The 22,310-nt window shown below is 37.3% G+C and carries 18 protein-coding genes and 1 pseudogene; 6 read left to right on the top strand and 13 right to left on the bottom strand.

Going from position 1 to position 22,310, the window contains the following annotated elements; genetic code table 11:
• Window positions 1–13: 13 nt before the first annotated feature.
• From CDZ92_RS17595 to CDZ92_RS17550, 10 genes are all read right to left on the bottom strand, one after another.
• Entirely contained in the window at window positions 14–1,351 is a 1,338-nt protein-coding gene (locus tag CDZ92_RS17595; protein ID WP_176483804.1) for an ABC transporter permease, read from the bottom strand.
• The gene (locus CDZ92_RS17590) at window positions 1,351–2,055 is read right to left on the bottom strand and encodes an ABC transporter ATP-binding protein (protein WP_217990663.1); all 705 of its coding nucleotides are present in this window, start codon (window positions 2,053–2,055) and stop codon (window positions 1,351–1,353) included. Before CDZ92_RS17590 ends, CDZ92_RS17595 begins: the two co-directional genes overlap by 1 nt.
• A complete protein-coding gene (locus CDZ92_RS17585; protein ID WP_096156503.1) occupies window positions 2,027–2,902 on the bottom strand; it encodes an efflux RND transporter periplasmic adaptor subunit in 876 nt (291 codons plus the stop codon). The genes CDZ92_RS17590 and CDZ92_RS17585 overlap by 29 nt, the downstream gene beginning before the upstream one ends.
• 106 nt (window positions 2,903–3,008) lie before the next feature.
• Window positions 3,009–3,872 (bottom strand): hypothetical protein, encoded by an 864-nt coding sequence (locus CDZ92_RS17580; RefSeq protein WP_096156502.1) that lies wholly within the window; start codon window positions 3,870–3,872, stop codon window positions 3,009–3,011.
• Window positions 3,873–4,061: 189 nt separating this feature from the next.
• Window positions 4,062–4,649, bottom strand: coding sequence for a hypothetical protein (locus CDZ92_RS17575; protein WP_096156501.1), 588 nt, complete (start codon window positions 4,647–4,649; stop codon window positions 4,062–4,064).
• A 362-nt stretch (window positions 4,650–5,011) separates the two neighbouring features.
• Entirely contained in the window at window positions 5,012–5,422 is a 411-nt protein-coding gene (locus tag CDZ92_RS17570; RefSeq protein WP_176483803.1) for an SMI1/KNR4 family protein, read from the bottom strand.
• Between the two features lie 9 nt (window positions 5,423–5,431).
• On the bottom strand, window positions 5,432–6,325 hold the full coding sequence (locus CDZ92_RS17565) for an HNH endonuclease (protein ID WP_096156499.1): 894 nt from the start codon (window positions 6,323–6,325) through the stop codon (window positions 5,432–5,434).
• Window positions 6,326–6,675: 350 nt separating this feature from the next.
• Window positions 6,676–7,899 carry an RtcB family protein gene (locus CDZ92_RS17560; protein ID WP_096156498.1) on the bottom strand — a complete coding sequence of 408 codons (1,224 nt, stop codon included), beginning with the start codon at window positions 7,897–7,899 and terminating at the stop codon, window positions 6,676–6,678.
• Between the two features lie 655 nt (window positions 7,900–8,554).
• Window positions 8,555–8,887 (bottom strand): hypothetical protein, encoded by a 333-nt coding sequence (locus CDZ92_RS19735; protein ID WP_141395243.1) that lies wholly within the window; start codon window positions 8,885–8,887, stop codon window positions 8,555–8,557.
• A gap of 129 nt (window positions 8,888–9,016) precedes the next feature.
• Window positions 9,017–12,664, bottom strand: coding sequence for an immunoglobulin-like domain-containing protein (locus CDZ92_RS17550; RefSeq protein WP_096156496.1), 3,648 nt, complete (start codon window positions 12,662–12,664; stop codon window positions 9,017–9,019).
• Window positions 12,665–13,334: 670 nt separating this feature from the next.
• Between CDZ92_RS17550 and CDZ92_RS17540 the strand changes: the two genes are divergently transcribed.
• The 3 genes from CDZ92_RS17540 to CDZ92_RS17530 all read left to right on the top strand — a co-directional run bounded on the left by CDZ92_RS17540 (window position 13,335) and on the right by CDZ92_RS17530 (window position 14,040).
• Window positions 13,335–13,556, top strand: coding sequence for a DUF1659 domain-containing protein (locus tag CDZ92_RS17540; protein WP_096156494.1), 222 nt, complete (start codon window positions 13,335–13,337; stop codon window positions 13,554–13,556).
• 17 nt (window positions 13,557–13,573) lie between these two features.
• Window positions 13,574–13,789 carry a DUF2922 domain-containing protein gene (locus CDZ92_RS17535; RefSeq protein WP_096156493.1) on the top strand — a complete coding sequence of 72 codons (216 nt, stop codon included), beginning with the start codon at window positions 13,574–13,576 and terminating at the stop codon, window positions 13,787–13,789.
• 83 nt (window positions 13,790–13,872) lie between these two features.
• Complete coding sequence (locus tag CDZ92_RS17530) at window positions 13,873–14,040, top strand: YvrJ family protein (protein ID WP_096156492.1); 168 nt, start codon at window positions 13,873–13,875, stop codon at window positions 14,038–14,040.
• Between the two features lie 251 nt (window positions 14,041–14,291).
• Here CDZ92_RS17530 and CDZ92_RS17525 read toward each other — a convergent pair whose 3' ends face one another.
• Window positions 14,292–16,532, bottom strand: a complete 2,241-nt coding sequence (locus tag CDZ92_RS17525) for a phospholipase D-like domain-containing protein (RefSeq protein WP_096156491.1) — start codon at window positions 16,530–16,532, stop codon at window positions 14,292–14,294.
• A 162-nt stretch (window positions 16,533–16,694) separates the two neighbouring features.
• On the opposite strand from CDZ92_RS17525, the gene CDZ92_RS17520 reads away from it, so the two are divergent.
• The 3 genes and pseudogenes from CDZ92_RS17520 to CDZ92_RS20635 all read left to right on the top strand — a co-directional run.
• Complete coding sequence (locus CDZ92_RS17520; RefSeq protein WP_096156490.1) at window positions 16,695–17,075, top strand: hypothetical protein; 381 nt, start codon at window positions 16,695–16,697, stop codon at window positions 17,073–17,075.
• Window positions 17,076–17,220: 145 nt separating this feature from the next.
• Complete coding sequence (locus CDZ92_RS17515) at window positions 17,221–18,423, top strand: NAD(P)/FAD-dependent oxidoreductase (protein ID WP_096156489.1); 1,203 nt, start codon at window positions 17,221–17,223, stop codon at window positions 18,421–18,423.
• A 1,002-nt stretch (window positions 18,424–19,425) separates the two neighbouring features.
• A pseudogene (locus CDZ92_RS20635) lies at window positions 19,426–19,550 on the top strand (excalibur calcium-binding domain-containing protein); the annotation flags it as partial.
• Between the two features lie 420 nt (window positions 19,551–19,970).
• Here the strand turns inward: CDZ92_RS20635 and CDZ92_RS17500 are convergent.
• Window positions 19,971–21,152 (bottom strand): endonuclease NucS domain-containing protein, encoded by a 1,182-nt coding sequence (locus CDZ92_RS17500; RefSeq protein ID WP_096156488.1) that lies wholly within the window; start codon window positions 21,150–21,152, stop codon window positions 19,971–19,973.
• A gap of 145 nt (window positions 21,153–21,297) precedes the next feature.
• Window positions 21,298–22,236 (bottom strand): MORN repeat-containing protein, encoded by a 939-nt coding sequence (locus CDZ92_RS17495; RefSeq protein WP_096156487.1) that lies wholly within the window; start codon window positions 22,234–22,236, stop codon window positions 21,298–21,300.
• Window positions 22,237–22,310: the final 74 nt, after the last annotated feature.

The following is a 22,310-nucleotide window of genomic DNA, read 5'->3' as shown; positions in this document are numbered from 1 at the left end:
TCATTTTTCACACTCATTCGAATCGGATAGCGTTGGTGATTGGTATTTTGGCGCCGTAGTAGCTTGGAATGAGCGAAAAGAGGAAGCCGAATATACCTGAGACGAAGAATGGAACGAGAATTTTATCGATTGTTAAGTGTAATTGGAATAAGATGAATAGTGACTCTTGTAAATATTGCTGAATAACTAGTGATGTCACAATACTTAGAAGTATCGCTATTACGGAACCAATTAAAGCTAAGAGCATACCTTCTAGTATAAATTGTATGAGGATATCCAATTTGTTTGCGCCATACGCTTTTTTGATCCCGATTTCTGGGACACGTTCTTTAATGGAAAAGAACATAATGCTCATCACACTCACACCTGAAATAGTTAGAAAAAGTATTAAAAGTGTGTTAATAAACGTTTTGATTGGCTTTAGCGTGGACGTAAGATTTTCTATTAACAGAGCATAGCTAGCAATAGAAAACACTTCTATTTGTCCGGTGTGAATATGTTGATAGCTTTTTAATGTGTGAAAAGCAAATGTTTGTTGTTCCATGGTTTCAAATTTCCAAACAAAAAGTGTATGATCCTCTACTTCCAATTTTTCCTCCAATATAGAGAGTGGAGTGTAGATTGTCACATTCGTAAACATGTTATCCCCTTTTTGTTTCATTCCTTTTTTATATTGAAGTTCACTGTAAGTGGAATTGTACATATTTTCTATCACCCCAACAACTGTTAGATCATGGGGCTTGGTAGCTTCGTTTTCTTGATTAGTTGATACGTTGGCCATTCCTGGTATCTCGATGTTTATTCGAACTGTTTTGCCTATAGAATCTCCGTCTGGAAATAGCATTTCTTCTGTAAACCGATCAATTATAGCGACATTATTTTTTAGCGCATGGTCATTTTCAGATAATAACCTGCCTTTTAAAAGGGTCACATCCGCTGCAATTTGGTATTTATTTTCATAAAATACAGGTATGACATCTTGTACAGAAGAGACACCAACGAAGGTGGAAGTAATAGAATGATAGGCACTGTCTGATATTTTTTCGTAGTAGATAAGTGGTCTAGAGGAGGAGGCAGTTGCTTCCATACTTACATTATCTTGCACTACTCTAATATCTTTTAGGAGCTCTTCATTTTCATTGGAAAGCTCTGCTACTATTGCCGTTTCGTTCATTTCTTCTACTTGATCAAACATTCCTTTGTAATAAGAATCTAGCATAATATTACTTAGTGAAAAAATATACAAGCCGATAATAAGACCTAATAAGGATAAAAATAGCCTAGAGTTACTTTTTACAGACATCTGGAAGATATGTCGAAGCAGAAACAGAAATTTGCTTCTATAAAACATTAACATAACCTCCCTTTGTCTAGGGTGTAATTTCGGTCTGCACACGTGAAGTAATATGGATTATGTGTTACTACTATTACTGCTTTATTTTGTTCCTTCAATACTTTAAATTCTTCCACGATAATTTTAGAGTTTTCTGCATCAAGGTTTCCAGTAGGTTCATCAGCAATAATAATGTCTGCTTTCTTAATAATAGCTCTAGCAATAGCAACCCGCTGTTTTTCCCCACCTGAAAGGAGAGCTACTTCTTTATTTTTCATATCTAATAAGTTAAAGCGACATAACATTTCATCCATTTTTTGAAGAACAGTAGAGTCAATATTGTTTTTCATATATAGGTATGGAAGGAGAATATTATCTTTCACACTAAGCTTTTCAATAAGTTGGTATGATTGAAAAATAAAGCCAATTCGTTCGGACCGGATTCGTGAAAAGGAATGGATTCTTTTTGTGTTTAAACGTTTTCCATCTAAAAAATAGTCACCTTTTGTTGGTGTATCTAAAAGGCCAACTATATTGAGAAAGGTACTTTTCCCAGAACCTGATTTCCCTTCGATTAAGGCAAATTCTCCATGTTGGACAGAAAACTGAATATTGTCTAAAACATTTCTTTTTCCATCAAATGTTTTCACAATATCTTGTAAGGAAAGGATAGATTTTTCTTCTTGCACAAATTTAGTTGTCGTTAATTGTTTCTGTAACAAGCTTTTCACCCTCTACAACTCCACTTAGTAGTTCTACATATTCCATTACACCTGTCTCGTTTTCTAATGAGAAAAATTCGCCGATCTCCACAACACGCTTTTCTACCGTACCATTATGCGTTTCGACTTCTACGTAGTAATCATCTCCATTTTTCTTTACCATCTGCTTTAACGTGTACAAGGCATACTCTTTTTTCGGTAATTCCATTTTAATGATTACTTTAACGCCTGGAAGTAGCTTTTTATCCGTTTTCACTAATACGTTTAACGTATTCCCCTCTTCCACTTGATAGCCGATGCGATGAATAGTACCGTTGAAAAAATCAGCATCTGTTACATTTTCTTTAAATAGTGCTACTTTTACGTCTGTCTCATAATGTAAGGAATCTATCCTTTCGTAAGGAAAAGAAGTTTCTATATAAAGCTTGTCATAGTTTAATAAGTTAATAACTGTCATTCTATTTTTTTCATCTGTTGAAACATTTACTACTTTTACATCGCTTTCGGCATAATACGTTTTTTTATTAACGGTATAAAGTTCGTCTCCTGCTTGTAAGTCATCGCCTAAGTTTACATGGAGTGTGACTTTATCATTGCGATTCCAACTAATTTCTACTTGATCCATGTAAATCTCTTCAGGGAGAAGAACGACCTTACCATCTTGTCGGAAAACATTTTCTAAAGTACCTGAATATACTTCTGCTCGTAGGTGCACCGTGTTCTTTGTTTCGGTCGTTACATCCCTTACCGTTTGATAAGTGCTTTGACTACTGAAGTAGAACAAGCCGTAAATACATCCAGATAGAACGATTAAGATAAAAGTAGATAATATTAGTTTCCCTTTCATTTTTCTTCAGTCCTTATAATGAATTTGATAAGGAAGAGCCCGTCATCTGACGAGCTCCCTTCCTTTTTATTAACTGTGCAATTGTAAGGAATAGCAACGTTATGGATTATTTGTAAATAACATGATCGATGTAACGATTAATATGGTCCATTGAGTCTTCTATTGGATATATAGGATTAAAGAATAAAGCAACCACATTTGCTTGCTTTTCTAATGTTTTCGCGTTTAAAAATTCGAAATAAAGATTAGTAGAAACAAAATGATACATATCTAATTCATTTGTTTTCCCTTCAAACGTTAGGTAGATTTCTACCACAGAGTCTGCGGAAATGCTTAACGGTAAAAATTCATCCTTTTCTACAAGTTGTCCATTTATTTTTATTTCAGAAATAACTGGCTTAATATGGTCTAACGTATAAATGTTTTGTAATTCAATATCTTCTTTCGCTTCGAATTGATAGATAAATGTATCATTTTCATTATTTATTGCTTGTGTGGAAAATTCATTTGGTAATATGTTAGGAACAAAATCATTTGTAAAAACGTTTCCGCCTGTAAATGTATGTTTAATAGGATTAGTAAAATGTATTTTGTTTGGCTTTCCATTTAATAGAAGGACCATTTTACTTATTTCTATATCATGTTGGCCCGCCTCTGGCATCACATTCACCATGACGATTGAAGTAAAGTAATCTTTATGTTTATAGTTTTTAATTTGTTCGACTGTATTGTTTATTAATTCTGCACTAACATTCTCCACATTCGTTCCTTCGAACCCATCAAATTCCATATTTGTGACTTTATATTTTGTGAATAACGTTACTTCAAAAGATAGTACACTTTCGCTTTCACTAGAAACGAACACTTTGTCCGCATTGGAGTAGAACTCCATTTTTCCGCTGCTCGGATTAGAGCATGCCAATGGGATAATCAATATGATAAGTAAGAATGCATAAAGTAGTTTGCGCACAAAATTTCCTCCAAATATTCATATAATAGGTGATGCGGAACAAAAGATGTTACAATGTTGTTAATTCCTTTACGTGGAACTTTGAGTTTGCGATTTATTGATTTTATTAAGAGAATATCTCACCATATCTTCTTAATCGTGCAATATTTTTCCACGTAAAGGAACTATAGAGCTAATGTAAGTAAACTACTAGTATCTACTTACACCTGAATAACTTGCGTTTCTCGAATTGAAAACAATGGATCGGTATGGTTGACTTCTTGGTGCGAAAAATTCGATAGACCCTGCTGCACTTCCATCACTTACTTTTTTTCTATTAATTTTTATTTTGTACGTATTTAAAAGCACGTTGTAACTATAGTATCCTTTAGGTGCTGAAGCAGGTATCGTTCTTGAAGTAGTGTTGGATACTCCCCAAGTTGCAGAACTTGATGTTTCAATAGATCCTCCTACATTTACAGGAACACCATATCCTGAAAAATCTACTCCTGCACTTAATGTATTTTTCGTTTGTTGGCTAACAGAGAAGCTACTAGTTTGAGTTAAAACAACATTTGTGTTGTTCTTATATTCAAAGCCAGTACTTAAACTTGGCGAGCCATGGAATACTCTAAACCAACTGCTATCTCTATAAACAGTTGCTTCATATTTAGTAAACCAGTGTGTGTAGGTGTAGCTATTATATCTTGAGTATGCATCAGAAGAAGTAGGTAACAATGTTAAGGTTAAGCAAAAAATAATTGCCATCGAAATGACGAGTTTAATCTTTCCTATCATATAAAACATCCTCCGCTTCACTATTTATTTAGTTCTCTGCTGAACTACTTTCTTCCATTAAATTTATCTATCACCTAGCTACACTCCCATTGCCATAAGATTACGAAAATGAATAAATGTTTTACTAGTCAGTTAAAGTTAATAAGAAGTTGAGTTAATTACAAAAAAAGTTACTACTTACAAATTTTAGAAGCGCTTCTATGAATAAAATACCACGACAAAACAACTGATTACTATACTTATTCTTTCAAGAATAAAAGATAGGACTATAGACACAGTGAAGTGTGAAAAATGCACTGAGGGGACAGACACCGCGATGCATGCAATGCACCAAAGTGTCTGTCCCCTCGACTCACTCACCTTTATTGCAATATGTAATCCCTAAAGGCCTCATCTACATCAACTAAATCCCCATTCTCGTGATTCCAAAAAACAACTTGCCCTACCCCTCTATTGCGGAAATCAAAGCAAAAGTAATTCCCAAAGTCATCGTTGGCAAAGGCCACCACTTTATTAGGGAGAAGATCCTCTAATCGTTTGTTTACAGAAATGATGTTATCCGGGTACACTTTCCCGACAGCCAGAAAAGATCGAATCGTAATCACTTGCTTGTCTAACTGAACCATAAGCGGCGGCTTTGGTCTTGCGCCGTTAAACGAACGAATCACGTTTCTATAGAATTTTGGAAAAGTAATATTCAAAACCCTTTCCACTTCGGATAGAGTTCCTTCACTGACTTCTCCTTTGCTGTAACGCCATTCTAATTTACTCACACTATTCACCTACCTATTTTCACTTCCGCCACCCCAAATGCTACGACCACCAGTATGCCCAGATTGATCGTGTGGCTCTGTTTCTACTAATTGTATTTTACCCATTTCTTCATGATGGTGCCATGTATAGCCGTCCGGTGTTTCCCCATCTTGAATTTGCTCTAATTGCATACTAGAAAACTGTGACTGTAAACTTGGGTCCATTTCTACAGCCTGTGCGAGCTGATCGTTTGCCAGTCTAGCATGAGTATAGTCACTAGATTCATAATGCTCGGGCGGAATGGTAGCATCATACATAGAGTCAAAGATTGGGAACACTCCTTGTACATAGTTCCCATCTGGTGTTTCTACCGTTTGCACTTCGTACGGTATTCCGCTGACAGGATGAATGCTGCCAGCAAGTTCTGCATTAATCGTGTTCATACTTTGAATATCTACTGGCTCTGCTGCTGCTTCTCCTGTCCCATCTACAACGTCCACTAAACCGATAGCTATCGTACTAACAGCCGCCACTTTTCCTAAGTTCTTTAATCCTTCTTTTGTTCGTTCTGAATCTTTACTAGCAAGTCCTGCAGCAACATCAAAGGAACTATTCACCGTATAGGCGAGCCCTTTTCCAACTGCTTTCGTTGCTCCCCATGTGGTTGCACCAATCTCGGAAAGACCTTCATTTATCTCTTCCTTATCCCGCCTTACTACACCACTTACTGTATCCACTGCACCTTGTCCTAAGTCGCCCACTGTCCGACAGGTGAAATTCGTCGTCCTTCCAACACTATCTCCTACTTCTTCTATGTAACTACTTCTCACCGCTTTACCAGCAAGTTTAATTCCACCGCCAAGCGTGCCCCCTAATACTTTCCCTGAGAACTTTCCTAAACTACTAATATATTTCTTTTGCATACTTTCACCTCCATATGCGGTTTAACGAAAACAATACCGACCCACTTGCCATACAATTCCATTTTACTAGTAACATAGAACTAAATCAATGAGTGAAGTGGGGGCGGGGTTTGTTTCTCATTTGCATGATGGAGGGAGCGTGTACCGAGGGGAAAAAACAGGGACAGGGTTATATTCTCACCTCATGATGAGAAATGTAACCCCGTCCCCACTTCAGATTACTAAGGCTTATCTATTATTATTTCTATTCTAGAACTACTATTAGTCTTCTACAATATATTATCGCATGCACCGCGTGGATAGACATCGCAATTCACTTATGCATCGGTGGTGACTTCCCCTTCGATGCATCACTTCTTATTCCACCCTACAAACTCCGCTGCTTTGAAGTTATATAAAGGCTTAAGGATAGATACAATCTCCATCGTGTCTTTCGTATTTTCGATAATCTCCTCCATCGATTTGTAAGCAAACGGAGATTCGTCAATCGTGTCTTCACTCACGCTAGTAGTGTAGACGTCCTTCATCGTATCGTGAAAATCATGTATAGATAATGTTTGTTTTGCCTTCGTTCTCGATAATATTCTACCTGCTCCGTGTGGCCCAGAATAGTTCCAGTCCGGATTTCCTTTTCCTTTTGCTAAAATAGAGCCATCACGCATATTGATAGGAATTAGCACTAGCTCCTCTTTTTGTGCAGAAATTGCACCTTTTCGAAGAATCATATTTTCTAAATCAATATAATTATGAACGGTATCAATTCTTCCCACTTCTACAAACCCCATCTTTTCTATCAAAACTTGAGCCATGGCTGCACGGTTCCATTTTGCAAAATCTTGTGCAATCTTAAGGTCATGTAAGTAGTTCTCCATTGCTTCACCCGTTACGTAAGCCAACTCATTTGGAACAGTAGGTTCATCTGCCTTAAAGTTTTGAATCACCGCTTGTATTTCTCGATGTCTCCCTTGTTCTTTTAGGCGATCAATGAGCTCTTTTAATTTGTCTTTCCCACTATTTAATTGTTCAATGGCTTTCTTTTGATGATAGTTTGCTACTCTCACCCCTAAATGACGGCTGCCAGAATGAATGACAAGATACAACTTGCCATCATCTGATTTATTAATTTCAATAAAATGATTGCCTCCACCTAACGAACCAAGAGACAGAAGCGCCTTGTCTAGTGAAAAATTCGCTATTACATTCTCTAAGTCTAAGAACTTTGTATATTCGTGAGGCGTTTCTCGCATATAGATTCCTGAAGGTACAAAGTTTTGGATTGAGCGATCTAGTTTATGAAAATCTATTTCGGTTTCTTTCATTTCCACGCATAGCATACCGCACCCTATATCTACCCCTACAAGGTTCGGAACGACTTTATCCTTCACCTTCATGGTTGTTCCAATTACTGCACCTTTCCCAGCGTGACAGTCAGGCATAATTCGAACATTTGCACCTTCAGCAAAATCTTGATCCAGCACAGTTGAAATTTGGTTCATCGTTGCCTCATCCATATTCCGGGTAAAAACTTTTGCTTCGCCTTTCTTTCCTACCAACTTTACCTCATTCTTCTCCATCACTATCTCTCCTCCAATACTGCCTGAATTGCAGGGGTCTTGAGCAATCCGTGTTACAGAAAAACTATTATTATATATATTGGATGTTTTCTTGTAATATCCTTGTTTTTGCACTGGAGAGTGAGTCAAAGGTGAGTCAAAGGGACAGACCCTCCTGCTCACACAACCAACATAAAAGTCATGAATCCCAAAATCCAAATGAAAGGAATCAAATTAATAGCGATGGCCGTTCTTTTTCTGCTAGAGCGAAGGATCCAAGATAAGATGGTGCACAAGACGACGAAAACTGGGAATAAACTAATCAACAAAAAGAAAAGCGAATTCCAGAAATGAAATCCCATATCAAATACCATAAAAGACATACCCCATACCATTAGCCACGGAAATAAGCATAATGCATATATAATTTGAGATATCAGTAAAAATATTTTCAAGTGTTGTTATCCCTCCTTGGGAAGTAGTAACTTTAACAGCTTTATTTCTACTATACTATGTACTGCAACTAAGAATAATTGTTTTTTACCTAAACAAAGTAGCAACAGGGACAGACCTTGCTTGCTCCTTAAAAACGTAAAACCGTCAACAGTTGAATATTTCATTACGAATATAGTAATAGGAAAGGAACCTAAATTGTTTTTTTAATCGCTTGCACAAATCAAATGTATAACAAAGAAGATACAGTTGCAGTTCTTGATGGAAGAGAGATTAAAGTAGAAACTATAAAAGGAAAGGGATATTGGAGATAGAATAAGAATGAGTCGAGGGGGCTAACACCTCGACGCATTTCGCTGATAAACTTACTATTTCGCCGATAACTTACTATTTTCGCCGATAAAAAACTTTTGCCGCTGATTGGATCCGCATTTTCGCCGATTAACCCTCCATTTCCGCCGATAAAATCCGGATTTTCGCCGATTAAATGGCGATTTTCGCCGATAGAAAGAAAATACTTCTCCCTTAAACACATCCAACGAGCACTTTTTCGCATAATAGGTACCTTCCGCACCAATAATCTTCGACTGAAAGCGGAAATCGATAATGATATGCGACAATTGTTGATGAAACAGACCACGAAATGCAGAAAATGCGTCGAAGGATCATCCCCTCGACGCACTCTTTAGTTATTCATTCGTCTGTTGGCCGATATAAGAAACATCGCTCCACCAACTAGTAGTAGTACAGCTCCTAGCAATAGGAAGTTATACAAAGTAGTTGCAGTGTTTGGTAGTTTTTCACCTTGATTTTTATCTTTTGTGTTTGTTGAATTGGTATCTTGTTCGTTGACAGTACTTTCTTCAGTATTTGGCTCTTCCCCTCCATCGACTGAAGATTCTTCTCCACCGACAGTTGGTTCTTCTCCATCAACTGAAGGTTCTTCTCCACCGACTGAAGGTTCTTCTCCGTCAACTGGTGGTTCTTCTCCATCGACTGGACCTTCTCCACCGACAGGAGGTTCTTTTCCATCGATCGGTTGTTCTTCATCTGTTTCAAAAATAGCGAATGTACTAAAATGTTTTGTTTGCGCAATAACATAATGCACACCATTATCTTCTAAATACTCTCCACCAATAGACTCCCAAACTTGTCCATTAAGATAATATACTTCTAAATTAGAAGTGTTCGTTACTTGGTTGATGTCTGTAACAATAAATGAAAGAGTGATCGCTTCTTCGAATTCTGAAATTCGTTGGTCGCCTTGCATAATCGTAAAGCTATACACCTTACTTAATGCATTCTCTTTGTTAGGTACTTCTACCTCTGATTCTTCAACAGTAATTTCTACATCTTCATCTAGATGAGAAGTAAAAATAGTTAATGGAATAGTTACATTCACATGATTTGTTACAAGGTTTAATTGAGCATTTTTTTCGATAAGCTGCCTAATTGTACTTCCTGTTATTCTAACAGTCTCATAAGTAATGTCTCCATCGATAAGCTTTACTTCAACGGTAGCACCGTTTTCGAATTCACTAACATTTGGGTTAACTGTAATAGTGCCATTATCAACTATCGGATCTTCTGGCGTATCGACTGGTTCATCTACCGGATCCTCACCATCGACTGGTTCACCATTAAATAATCCTTCATTCCCACTAATAACAACATCTTCCATCCTGTTTGTTCCGCCAGAACCAACTATGCCTGAATTGATTGATACATTCGATGTGTTTAACCATCTAACATAAACGTTTTCTTGATTTTCTACTTCTTGTGGTAAAGAAATATTATTTAACACTCCAGATGTCCAATTGTTCCCAACCGTAACATTTGTATTTGCAACTTCTGTCCAATTTGCCCCATCAAGGCTATATTGAACGACGAAATCTCTTGGACCCGTGTTCGATCCAAACTGTTTGGACGAAAGTGTTACATTTTTATACCCTAATGTACTAAATTCAATGAACCAGTACTTCTCTTCACCAGTATTATGCCAACCATTAGAGTTGATTGCTCTTGATGAGCTTCCATGGCCTGCAACATATCCAGTTCCTGTTGCACCTACTATACGAATCTCTTGACTAGCATTACTTTCGATTCCACCAGTAGCTACTGGGCTCTCACCATTAAAATGCCAACTTACTAGTTCAAAGATGGCTGGTTTAACAATAACAGTAAAGCTCTTCGTCTCTTGTAAAGCACCTTTTTGTAAGGTAGCTGTTAAGGTAACTTCTACACTCTCATATTTAGGGTTCGTGACTATACCTGTAGTAGAAATCACTTCTACATTACTTGATTCCCATGAAATAGAAGATCCATAAGCACCAGTTGTAATTAAGGTTACGTCTTGTAGTACATTCTCCGCGTTATCTGTTCCTTGGAATTCTACACCAAGTGCATTTTTATCCATATCAATTGATTCTTCATCTGATAGTTGAAGAGGTTGATAGCCTAAACTATTGGCTTGCGATTTCGTAAAAAACACGCGATATTCAGGCGGAATAATCTCATAATGATCTGGTGCTACATACTCTTTCGTTTCAAAGTTTCCAACAAAACGAGATAATTGACTACCACGTTCTCTCGCACGGAAAACGAACGGCATTTCTAAAAGTGGATCTTCTGGATTCCATATACCAAGTTCGTTTTCTCTTGCATACTTTAACGCCGCTGCATATTCTGCCACGGTATCATTTTCAAACGGATAAATAAAATAAGTAGGTGCAAATCCATCTCGAACCATTTGTAGATTCGTATTTAGCCCGTCCTCTGTAATAACCTCTGCAAGTAAACGACCATAACCATCTAATGGCTCACTTCCAAGTCGTAATGTCACCGTATCGCCATCTTGAATCATCGTTCTTAAGTGTTCACCAGCTCTTTTTCCATTATCCATTTGGTGCTGGTCTAGTTCGTTACGAATAGCATGGTATGTTTCTGCAGTATCCATATTTAAAAAGCGCACATTCGTTGCACCTAAAATTGGAGTAGTTAATCGAATCGTATCTCCATCTACCACCGCAGCTACTTTTGCTACAAACTCTCTATATGCAGTAGTTGGTGCGTCTTTTTGTTCCGCTAATTTCACCATATCCGCACTACTTCTTGGTAGTACTTGATAGGTATTTCCATACTGGCTAGAAATAGCAGTAATTTCATACCAAGCATTTTTCTCTAATTTAGAAAGATCGATGCCCGTGCTTTCCCAAACGCGGATATCCACCGATTCAAAGTCATTATTAATAATAGAAATACTAGAGCCACCATTAAAATAATCATTAATATTTCTGATGTACCCTTCAAACGTTACTAATTGGCCTTCATAAGATTCTGCTAACGCTGCATCTGCATAAACAGAAAGATCAATGTTTTTTGCTACAACAGCATGATTGCTTTCCAGAATTTCTATTGTAGAAACTTCTATCTGAGTGACATTATTAAATTCTCCAACTTTTCCAGTAACTTGAACGAAGTCTCCCTCTTCAACAGTTGGGAAATTTTGAGCATTAAAGTTGAATAGCTGTATGCCCGCATCGCCATCTTGGATATATAAAGAGAATTGAGAAGAATTTAATAAGCCTTGGCTTATATTAGCTACTCCTGTAACCGTTACTTCTTGTCCACCCATTCCACGAGCTTCAGAAATAGACAGGACTTTAGGTTCTGTATCTTCATCATCACCAGGTACTTCAATAGGTGCTGTACTACTTGTCACAACAATATCGTCCATACGGTTCGTTCCAGTCGAACCTACAGTGTTACCACCAATAGAGACATTGCTTGTATTTAGCCATCTAACATAAACTGTTTCTTGATTATTAGCTTCTTGAGGTAATGAAAGGTTGTCTATTGAGTTCCAAGTGTTAACCCCTACAATTTCAAGGTCTCCACCAGATAAATTCTGCCATGCTTGACCATCTAAACTATACTGAACTTGAAAATCTCTTGGTCCAGTTGAGGAGCCATATTGCTTGGATGAAAGACTTAAGTTTTCATATCCAACTGTATTAAACTTAATCATCCAGTATTTTTCTTCTCCTACATGCCAACGATTAGAATTAATAGCTCTTGAATTACTGCCATGGCCGACAACATATCCTGTTATAGTCGAACCAGCCGAGGTAATTTCTTGAGTGGCATTGCTTTCCGTTCCACCTGTTGCAATAGGCTGATCATGGTTAAAATTCCACTCAACAACCGTTGTTAATTCCGTTTGCTCAGCAGAAACCGAAATTGGTGAAACAATCGTACCAAAATGCGAAAATACTAGAATAATAGATAAGAAAATTGCTATAAACCTATTCTTACATCCTTCAAAAAAAGACACTTCATTTCCTCCCTTATATGTAAATATCAATTTACGTCAATGTGTTTTACGTAAATACTTAATAATTTTACCATATTTTTGAGTATTTTGTACTTTTTTGTCTAATTTTACAAACATTCAATAAAAAATTAATAAAAATCGTTCGGCTATTGCGGGTTGCGGGGTGCAAGGACCACGATACCTACCAAATTTCGTATCTTTGTTGTTGTTGATTTTAGTAAAATGAATTCGCCGCTATGAACCGCGGGTCTTTCCCCTCGGTGTTTTTTAGCTTCGCTGATAAACTTACTATTTCGCCGATAACTTACTATTTTCGCCGATAAAAAATTTCTGTCGCCGATTGATACCGAATTTGCGCTGATTAATCTTCCATTTTCGCCGGTAAATCCCTGATTTTCGCCGATTACAACCCGATTTCCGCCGATAAAAGAAAAATACCTCCTCCGAAAACACATCCTACAGACACTATTAAGCATAGTCCGTACCTTCTTCCTCCATAATCATCGTCTGAAAGCGGAAAAGTTAATGATAAAGTGGTAAAACAGTGATACTAGCTTCTTCAAAATGAGAAACCAACCCCGTCCCCACTTCACACTTTTAAAAAATTTGCACTTCCATGCTACTTTTTCCGCCTTTCTTTTTACAATAATGGTGAAAGGAGGTGATAAAGATGACGCAAGCATTCAAAGAAAACTCTCAATTACGTATCGTGTATTTTACTGGAGTAGATTTTGACGGGAACCCGCTGTACAAAACAAAAAACTACAACAATATTAAATTGGAAGCGGAGCACAGTGGCCTTTATGAAGCTGCACAAGCAATTATTGGCTTACAAGTTCACTCACTAGACAAAATAGTCCGCAATGATTCAAGTCAACTTATTAATCTATAATCTAAGGAGGATGTAAAATGAAAGTATTAGAATTGTTTTTTGTTAACGAGGATGGGAAACTCGCGCGCTTAACGATTGATGAGCCGAGAGAAAACATGACAGCTGGTGAACTATCCACTGCCATGGATGCCATCGTCCAAGCCGGAGTATTTTCTTCTACTGGTGGAGACTTCGTGGACAAGCATAGTGCTCGAATCGTCGAGAGAAACGTACAAACTATAGCAATCTCTTAATCAAGTTTTAAGGAAAAGGTCTACAACTTTGTAGGCCTTTTTTTCAAACGTACATTTAATCTTCTAGAAAGGAGGAACTCACAATGGATCCATGGTTGACGTGGATAAGTGATGTTGGATTTCCTGTTGCGGTCACATTCTACCTACTAATGAGAATGGAACAAAAACTGGACAAAATAATCTTTACCCTACAACACCAACAATCCGTACCCAATTCTTTAGATGTGATGCCGAAAAGGCAAATTAAATAAAAAAAGTGGTTAGCGGTTAGTTATTGTATCAACTATTTATCCGCTAACCACTATCTCCTATTACCTGTCAAAGTACACTTTTTCGTAAATGTCCGTCTCCCAGAGGTGCGAATACAATCAATACTCCCTCGTGCGCCCAACCTGTAGACCTAACCTACCGCTCCAAGCCACAACTCCCAAAGCAAAAGCATCCAACGCCCCTCGACGCATTCTAAAAATGAGAAATGAACCCCGTCCCCATTTATTACAATTTAATAGTTTACTTTAAAATTATCAATATTGATTCGAGAGCCACTTTTTCCATTCACGGTAATGCGGAAGCGAACAGGTTTATTTTCGTCAACTATGACAGAGTAAGATTCTAGTGTAGCTGTACTCTCCATTTGTTCGCCAACGTTAACCCATGTATCACCGAAATCTGTAGATTTCTGTAATTGCCATACCGCTCCAGAGTCTGATCCAAAGTTTGCGTGTAAAAAGGAAACAGACTTAGCGCCGATAATATCGTATAGCATAGTAATGGAGCCTACAGAACGAATACGTGCTGCACGATTACCTTCTTTTTTATCACTATCTAACGAACCTAAGATTGCATTATCAAACTCCCAAACACCACTTCCAAGTTGAACGTTGCCCTTTGCATAAGCAGTTTTACTACCTGTCTCGAAATTTTCTTTCATAATTTCTTCATTTCCAGAAAGTGAGCCTTCATAGTCCCATAGGAAGACATCTTTATAGAATTGCGCAACTTCTACATTTTCTATAATAATACCAGCTTCCCGGTTATTCATAGGGCTGTTTCCTGACCAGTTAATACTTGAAATTAATACTTTATTATCAGCAATAACACCTTTGTTATGTGTTTTATCAAGGCCAGTTCTTGTAGTATCTAATAATTTTGCCTCCATATCTAACCCTTCGGAAGCTGCAATAGAATTAATATACTCCACTGTATGAATGTTATCACGTGGATTAGAAGGATCTAACCAAGAAGAACCTAACGACACTCTAACAGTAACTCCTCTTCTAGCTGCATCAATTACTTCCTCTAAATACACATTAGGATCTGTTTCAGGCGAACCATACATATCTCCCCAATACTTGTGTGAGTACATTTGGTCTACATATACAACATCTTTTGCTGAACGAATCATCCCAATAATAGAAGTTTCCATTAAGAAAGTGGAGTCAGGTGCTAATATTGGTGTTACTTTAAAAGAACCTGTAATTTTTTTCCTTGGGAACAATGCTGGATAATTACCTGTTGGGATTTCCAGATCTGGTTCAAATCCTGGTGAAGGTTCTCCATATCGCTCATGGCCTGGAGTATATGGGAAGCTATCACGATACAGATAATTCCAATCTGTGTTAAATGCCGTTAAGAAATGTGCCGTAACATCAGGGTTTTCAATAATGATACCCCATCCACGGTTTCCAAATGTATTATTTACAGGGACTCCTGTCTTCTTCCAGTTCTCACTTTGAACGAATATTTTTTTATGATCCACTACTGCGTATTTTGCATGGTTCCAACGATAACGCTTATAACGTTGGTCTTCTCGGTCTAAAATAATATACCGAACTTCTCCACCAGCTTGTACAATTTGTTGGGAAACATATTTAGATCCATCCTGAAGTCCGCCTACTGGTGAACCTTCAAAAAAAGCACGTACTTCAACTCCACGCTCTATCGCATCTATTATTCTATCAAGTAAATAAGGGCTATGAAACTCGTATAAATTCAGATCTATCGTATATTCCGCAGTATCAAGAAGTTCGGATAAAACTTCAAAACTAGAATCTGGGGAGGTATATGGCGTAACGCTTCCTTCAAATTCAAAAGTTGGTGTTTCAAATCGTGATTGCCCAGCTTTATAACTTCTATAAGAAATAAAATCGCTAGCGCTGTTCGTGTCTATCCACTTACCTGTAACTTCATCTTGATTTCTAACAAGTATTTCACCTTCTCGTACACCTGGTACAGGAGAACTATTCCACCCATCGCCTATGTAGGAGGAACTACCATATACAACAACATCGATTAATACATCGCCATTAAATAGGAAAACTTCATCTCCATTATTCGCAAATCGTGGGCTAACAGTACCAATCATTTGTGGAATAGAAGAAACTGTATCTTCACCATACTCAAAATTAGGAATGACATCCACAACCATTTGTTCCATAAATGCATCAGCATCTCTAACAATATAATAAGTTTCACCAGCTTGAATGATAGTTCCATTCGGGAACGTAACAAAGTGATTCCCATCACCAATACGCCATCCAGTCAAATCAATACTCGTTGATGCTGTATTCGTAATGGCCACATATTCTTCTGGCTCAAAAGGTAAGTGTGTATCGTAATACACTTCTGTAATAAGTAGGGTCTGCCCCTCGTTTGCATTAGCTTCAAAGCTATATGCTGGAAAGATTAAAGAAACTAGCAATAAAATAGATAAAAATACGGAAAACGTTTTTCTTTTTAGCATTTGTTTTACCTCCTTTAATTTCGGTACAATTAAAGAGTATTAAATAAGAATTGTAGAATCTAGCAGAATTTTGTAAAAATAACGTAAATTTAAAAAAATAAACTAAAAGTCTAGAGTTCATTTAGGTAAAATGACACATGAATTGGAAGGGAATTGGTGTTTATGCTGAACAAAATCATCCAACTAAGAAAAGAAAGAAAAATGGCGATTGGCAATATACTTAGAGAATTTAAACAATTAATTATCCAATCAAATGTTGAACAAGTTAAAATCACTAAAATAATGGAAGAAAAATCACGCATTGAAAAATATTACTTTGAGACAATAACAAGAATACTACTCACTGAAAGAAACAACCTGCAAAAAGAAAATACGCGTGAAGCAGTTCAAAACTTAGCACAACTAAACAAGCAAGCCCAAGCCTTTGAAGCAGAAATATTAATGGAGAAACTCGAACTAGCACCACTACTAAAAATCCCCCCTGCAGAACAAGAAAAAATGAAAAAGAGATTATTCACTTTAGGATTTAGACCCCATGAGTAAAGGGGACAGACCCCACGACTCACTAATGCACCAAAGTGTCTGTTCCCTCAACTCACCTAACTAACTTCATCTTCAAAATTAATTCCTTACACGCGTTTTTTTCACGAATTTCAGGGGAATGAATGGAAGACGAGGAGGAGTAAAGATGAAATTACATAATGGGCAGTTATACTGGCCTGAAACTTATACAAATATTACTCAGTATCCAGAATTGGAAGGAAATATTTCTTGTGATGTATTGATTGTTGGCGGTGGCATGGCTGGTGCACTATGTGCTCACGTATTGAGCAAAGAAACAGATTTAGATGTTGTGTTAATGGATAGAAGACATCCTGGGTCAGGCAGTACTTCCGCTAACACAGGGCTTTTGCAATTTTCCAGTGACAAAATGCTTCACGAACTGATTGAAGAAAAAGGAACACAAGATGCCGTTTATTTTTATCAACTTTGTCAGCAAGCGATGAAAGATTTAAGCAAGATCGCATCTGGGCTTTCAGAAGATGCGGAATTCCGACCTAAAGAAAGCCTGTACTACGCCAGCTCAAGTGGGGACGTCCCAAAACTTGTTCGTGAATATGATGCATTAAAAAAGCATGATTTTCCTGTTGAATTTCTACAAGCATCCGATATCTCTTCAAGGTTTCCTTTTTCCAAACCAGCTGCTCTCGTAACAAGTGGAGATGCAGATGTGAATCCATATAAGTTTGTTCAGATTTTGTTAAAAGACGCGGCAAGTGCAGGGGTTAGAATATATGCACACACCCCGCTTATCCATAAAACCAAAACCGTTCATGGGTTTACATGCGAATCGGAAAAAGGCACCATTGAAGCGCGTTATATTATTTTTGCGACCGGTTATGAAAATGACTTTCTCGCTCATCAGCTCGGAGCAGACTTAAACCGTTCGTATGCCATGGTCACTGAACCGCTGCCTTCCTTAAAAACGTGGTATAAAGAGTGGATGATCTGGGAAACAAGACGTCCTTATCTTTATATGAGAACGACAAAAGACGGAAGAATCATGGCTGGTGGCTTGGATGAAGATAAAGCTGAAGCACCGTTAAATGAGGGGATTATTGAGGAAAGAGGAGAGCGCATTCTTCACAAAATCAAAGAGCACTTTCCTGAACTCTCGCCAAAACTTTCGCATGCTTGGTGCGCCACATTCGGAGAATCACACGATGGCTTCCCATATATCGGGGAACACCCAAACCGCCTTGGCGAATATTATTGCCTAGGCTTCGGCGGAAACGGAACAGTCTACAGCATGCTAGGTGCAACCATCATCAAAGACTTGATCACAAAAGATTTTCATCCCGCTGCACGGTTATTTTCCATCGCACGATAAATAGGGACGGGGTTCACTTCACATTTCGCACAAATGTAAAGCGAACCCCGTCCCCGTTTTCCCTATTAGACAAATTAATAGTTTAATTTTACTATAAATTCCTATTAAGTGGAATGTAATAGGAAAAATATCTTTCTTGTTGATGCATGTAAAACGGGGACGGGGTTCATTTCACATTTCGTACATATGTGAAGTGAACCCCGTCCCTGTTTCACATCCCTGTAATGTAGTATACAAATCAAAAATATAGGATAAATTTTGGTCGTAGGGACAGTTCTAGATCAGTGATAGTGAATGGAACTAGAAGAATCAACAGTTTACATTTCACAAATAAGAATAAACAGTTCGTCTTTACGGTGGCTTTCAAACTGCTCTATTACTAGATTGATAGACATGGCAATCTAATGATAGGGCCGACTATTAATACATTCGAATTTTCTTATTTATGTTTTGAAACTTAACCTATCCCCGTGTCCATATAAAAATTTTTCTAAAATAAGTAAAAATTTAACAATATATTATATTGTTATAAAATAATAGAAAAATTTAATGGGGGTTTTTATATTGAAAAAGTATATAGTAGGTTTTTTTGCTATATTTTTCATTTTTAGTTTAGTTGCTTGTTCATCTGAAAGTTCGAATACCTCAAAAGCAGAGGAGAAGATTGAGGAAAAGAGTTCCGAGGCTAAAGAGAAGACTGACGCGGAAGACAAAGCAAAAGTTGATGCTGAGGCTAAAGCAAAGGCCGATGCGGAAGCTAAAGCAAAGGCTGACGCGGAAGCTAAAGCGAAGGCTGACGCGGAGGCTAAAGCAAAGGCTGATGCAGAAGCTAAAGCGAAGGCTGACGCGGAGGCTAAAGCTAAGGCTGATGCAGAAGCTAAAGCTAAGGCTGATGCAGAAGCTAAAGCTAAGGCTGACGCGGAAGCTAAAGCTAAGGCTGACGCGGAGGCTAAAGCTAAGGCTGACGCGGAGGCTAAAGCAGCTGCAACTTCAAGTGGAGAAAAAGAGTTCTTTGCTAATTGTACTGAACTAAGAAAAAATATCCAAATGGGGTATCTTCTGATCATCCAGCCTATCAGCCCAAATTGGATAGAGATAAAGATAACTTTGCTTGTGAAAAAAAATAGCTTAATATCACTTAGTAGACCTTTCTAAAGTATGTAATTATGAATAATCCCATCTCAAATATTGAGATGGGATTATTTGTGTTTTCTTAAAAATCATTATTCTGAAAGATTATTGGTTTTTAAGAATGTAGATTATTAACTACTAAAGCGAATTAGTTGAAGTTTTTGGCATTTTCTCGAATATGTTTGGACGCTGTCCCCTTGTCCATTCTATTAATCTCCTTATATTGAATCTGATCCAATAAATAGATAAGGACTATACAAATTAGTATCAATCCTAAAAACAATCCACTATTCCCGTCTCAAATTTGAAGAATTTAGGGATAAATTGGGACGGGGTTCATTTCACATTCCAAAATGTGAAATGAACCCCGTCCCCGTTTAACTCCATGATACAAGCTGAATGCACCTAAAATTCATTTAACACTCCAAATCAAAGAAATTAAACTCAATCCCCTTTTCCGCTCCTTTATAATGCGCTTTTACAATTGTTACTGCGAAAAGACCTTCAATAAGTTCTCCTATTTTCTTCTCTATTAAACTATCGTTTAAGCTTATCTCTCCTAGCCATAAAATTTTAGAAGGCTTTTTTTCTAATGAATCCTGGACGTAATATCCAAACTTATTGAGAGTGTGGTAGATATCTTCCCAGTGCTTTTTAGGTGTGCCAACTGCGTTAAATTTCAGCTCGTAAAATGGATATAATCCCCTTTTGCTCGTTCTTAAATATTTATGAAAACCATATTGAGTTTTCACTTGTTTTGTTCCTGTTCCAACTCTAACCTCGATAAACCTAGATTGCTCGTCTGCATAGGTACTCTTACTGTTACCACGATACCCAATTGTTCCTAAATAGACTTCACATGGAATTTTCATGTTTTCATATGAAAGTAGGTAACTTATGACATAACCTTGCCACGCATTGCCTTTCCCCTTTACTCTCCATTCCGGCGATTTGCCTTTTTCTCTAACAATAGTTATATTGCGATGAAATAATTCTCTATCGACGTGTGTGTCCTTGATGTGTTGAATAAAGGAATCTGCAACGAATTGATTATCTTCTTTGTTATTACTTAACTCTGGACTGGCATCTATAGGCTTAAAAAATTGGTAGGACGTATACGGCACTCCAAAGGGGGACGTTTCATTTAAGTACTGTTGAAAACTTAACTTTGGGACTAAATCTGCTTGTTTATATAACTTCCCATCCAAAAACAACGCTTGAAATAAACCTCTGTTTTCTTTTTGCAAGAAACTATATATTTCTTCCGTATTTACTTCCTTCCACTCTATTGTTTCCTTTTCACATAATTCTTTTATCTCACTAGGAACATACTGACCTATCAGCATTCCTCTGACATCTTTGTCCAAGGTCAACGTTAAACGATTCAAATAGTCTTTTATTTGAATAATATTGTCCTTGTTTACAACACCTTTTTTCAATTCAATTAACAAAAGCTTCCCTTCTTTATCGGAAAACGTTAAATCCGTCCTTCTAGTTTCTAATTGTGCTTGCCGACTAATTAATGTTAGCCCTTTTTCTATTAACTCTGGATGCAATGCTAGTACATCTTCCATCTCTCTTTCCGTTAAAATATGCAAAACTAATCATCCTTTCATGTAAAATTTAACGTTAACTCTGATAAATTAATTTCATTCACCAACAGAAAAGAAGACTCTCATATATTCTACAACCATGACTTTATTCCTATGTATTCGAACCGGGAATCTGGCCCCCGATCACTCCCTATTGTAACCTCCCATCCACCCATTGTCCTTCAAAAGTCGCTCCATCTGCTTGATAGAGTATGCCGTTTCCATGTGGTGTAACTTTATGAAGGGCACCAATATATGTGTTACCGTTTGAGTAACGGAACGTGCCATAACCAGTAATGTCACCATTTGTAAACTCACCGGTATATTCATTTCCATTTGGCCATTTCATTTCCCCTTCTCCATGAGGCTTCCCATTTAGGCGGCTTCCTACATGAATCGATCCATTTGCAGATTTGTATGTGCCATAACCAGTTATCTCTCCGTATGAAAACTCTCCTGTATAAACGTCCCCGTTTGCCCACTCTAGTTTTCCTTCACCATGCGGCTTTCCATTTAACGATTTTCCAACATATTTTGATCCATCTGGCCAAGTATATTTACTTTCCGCCAATTTGGTTACATTGCTTGAAACTTTCTCAGAGAAATCAGTCTGTAAAAACATCGGCTTGTCAGCGCCCATAGGTAAAAAATAATACAATACAGTAGCAACAAAAAGTAGAGAAAAAACATACCGCAGTTTTCTACCTTTCTTTCTTTTCAAAGCAGATACACCGTTAATTCTCTTTGTTTCATATTGGGTACTAAATAATATTCTGTCACACTGCTTACACGTATTTCTCAACGGTTCATTTGCCGTATGACAAAATGGACATACGTAGTAATTTGCATGATTTTTTACTTTCTTGCTCTTATTTCGCTTACTAGATAAGGTACTATATTGCACTTGATTCCCATTCACGTCCGAGTCCATACAAATTCCACACATTGCAACTTGTTGAAAACCCTCTTTTGACTCAGGATGCATTATCCTATATGCAGAAAATTCCCTGTCACTTAGCTTTTTATTGTTTTTATCTAAGTAAACTATTTTTAACATACTGTCTGAACCATTACATTTATAACATTTCATGCTTGACTCTCCTATCTCTATTAAAACAAGTCTACTAGTACCAACCTATAACCTCTAAACGAACCATCTCTTGT

This window comes from Bacillus sp. FJAT-45066 (assembly GCF_002335755.1).
GTDB classification, from domain to species: domain Bacteria; phylum Bacillota; class Bacilli; order Bacillales; family Bacillaceae_I; genus Bacillus_CD; species Bacillus_CD alkalisoli.
The sequence above is the reverse complement of the archived record's forward strand: the minus strand, read 5'-3'. Positions and strand labels throughout refer to the sequence as shown.

What these genes read in the sequence shown, in the direction of transcription:
- CDZ92_RS17520 (WP_096156490.1), top strand. Translation starts at nt 16,695, where the DNA reads ATGCTGAACAAAATCATCCAACTAAGAAAAGAAAGAAAAATGGCGATT.
- CDZ92_RS17585 (WP_096156503.1), bottom strand. Translation starts at nt 2,902, where the DNA reads ATGAAAGGGAAACTAATATTATCTACTTTTATCTTAATCGTTCTATCT.
- CDZ92_RS17575 (WP_096156501.1), bottom strand. Translation starts at nt 4,649, where the DNA reads ATGATAGGAAAGATTAAACTCGTCATTTCGATGGCAATTATTTTTTGC.
- CDZ92_RS17595 (WP_176483804.1), bottom strand. Translation starts at nt 1,351, where the DNA reads ATGTTTTATAGAAGCAAATTTCTGTTTCTGCTTCGACATATCTTCCAG.
- CDZ92_RS17560 (WP_096156498.1), bottom strand. Translation starts at nt 7,899, where the DNA reads ATGGAGAAGAATGAGGTAAAGTTGGTAGGAAAGAAAGGCGAAGCAAAA.
- CDZ92_RS17525 (WP_096156491.1), bottom strand. Translation starts at nt 16,532, where the DNA reads ATGCTAAAAAGAAAAACGTTTTCCGTATTTTTATCTATTTTATTGCTA.
- CDZ92_RS19735 (WP_141395243.1), bottom strand. Translation starts at nt 8,887, where the DNA reads ATGCGAAAAAGTGCTCGTTGGATGTGTTTAAGGGAGAAGTATTTTCTT.
- CDZ92_RS17515 (WP_096156489.1), top strand. Translation starts at nt 17,221, where the DNA reads ATGAAATTACATAATGGGCAGTTATACTGGCCTGAAACTTATACAAAT.
- CDZ92_RS17535 (WP_096156493.1), top strand. Translation starts at nt 13,574, where the DNA reads ATGAAAGTATTAGAATTGTTTTTTGTTAACGAGGATGGGAAACTCGCG.
- CDZ92_RS17565 (WP_096156499.1), bottom strand. Translation starts at nt 6,325, where the DNA reads ATGCAAAAGAAATATATTAGTAGTTTAGGAAAGTTCTCAGGGAAAGTA.
- CDZ92_RS17540 (WP_096156494.1), top strand. Translation starts at nt 13,335, where the DNA reads ATGACGCAAGCATTCAAAGAAAACTCTCAATTACGTATCGTGTATTTT.
- CDZ92_RS17495 (WP_096156487.1), bottom strand. Translation starts at nt 22,236, where the DNA reads ATGAAATGTTATAAATGTAATGGTTCAGACAGTATGTTAAAAATAGTT.
- CDZ92_RS17530 (WP_096156492.1), top strand. Translation starts at nt 13,873, where the DNA reads ATGGATCCATGGTTGACGTGGATAAGTGATGTTGGATTTCCTGTTGCG.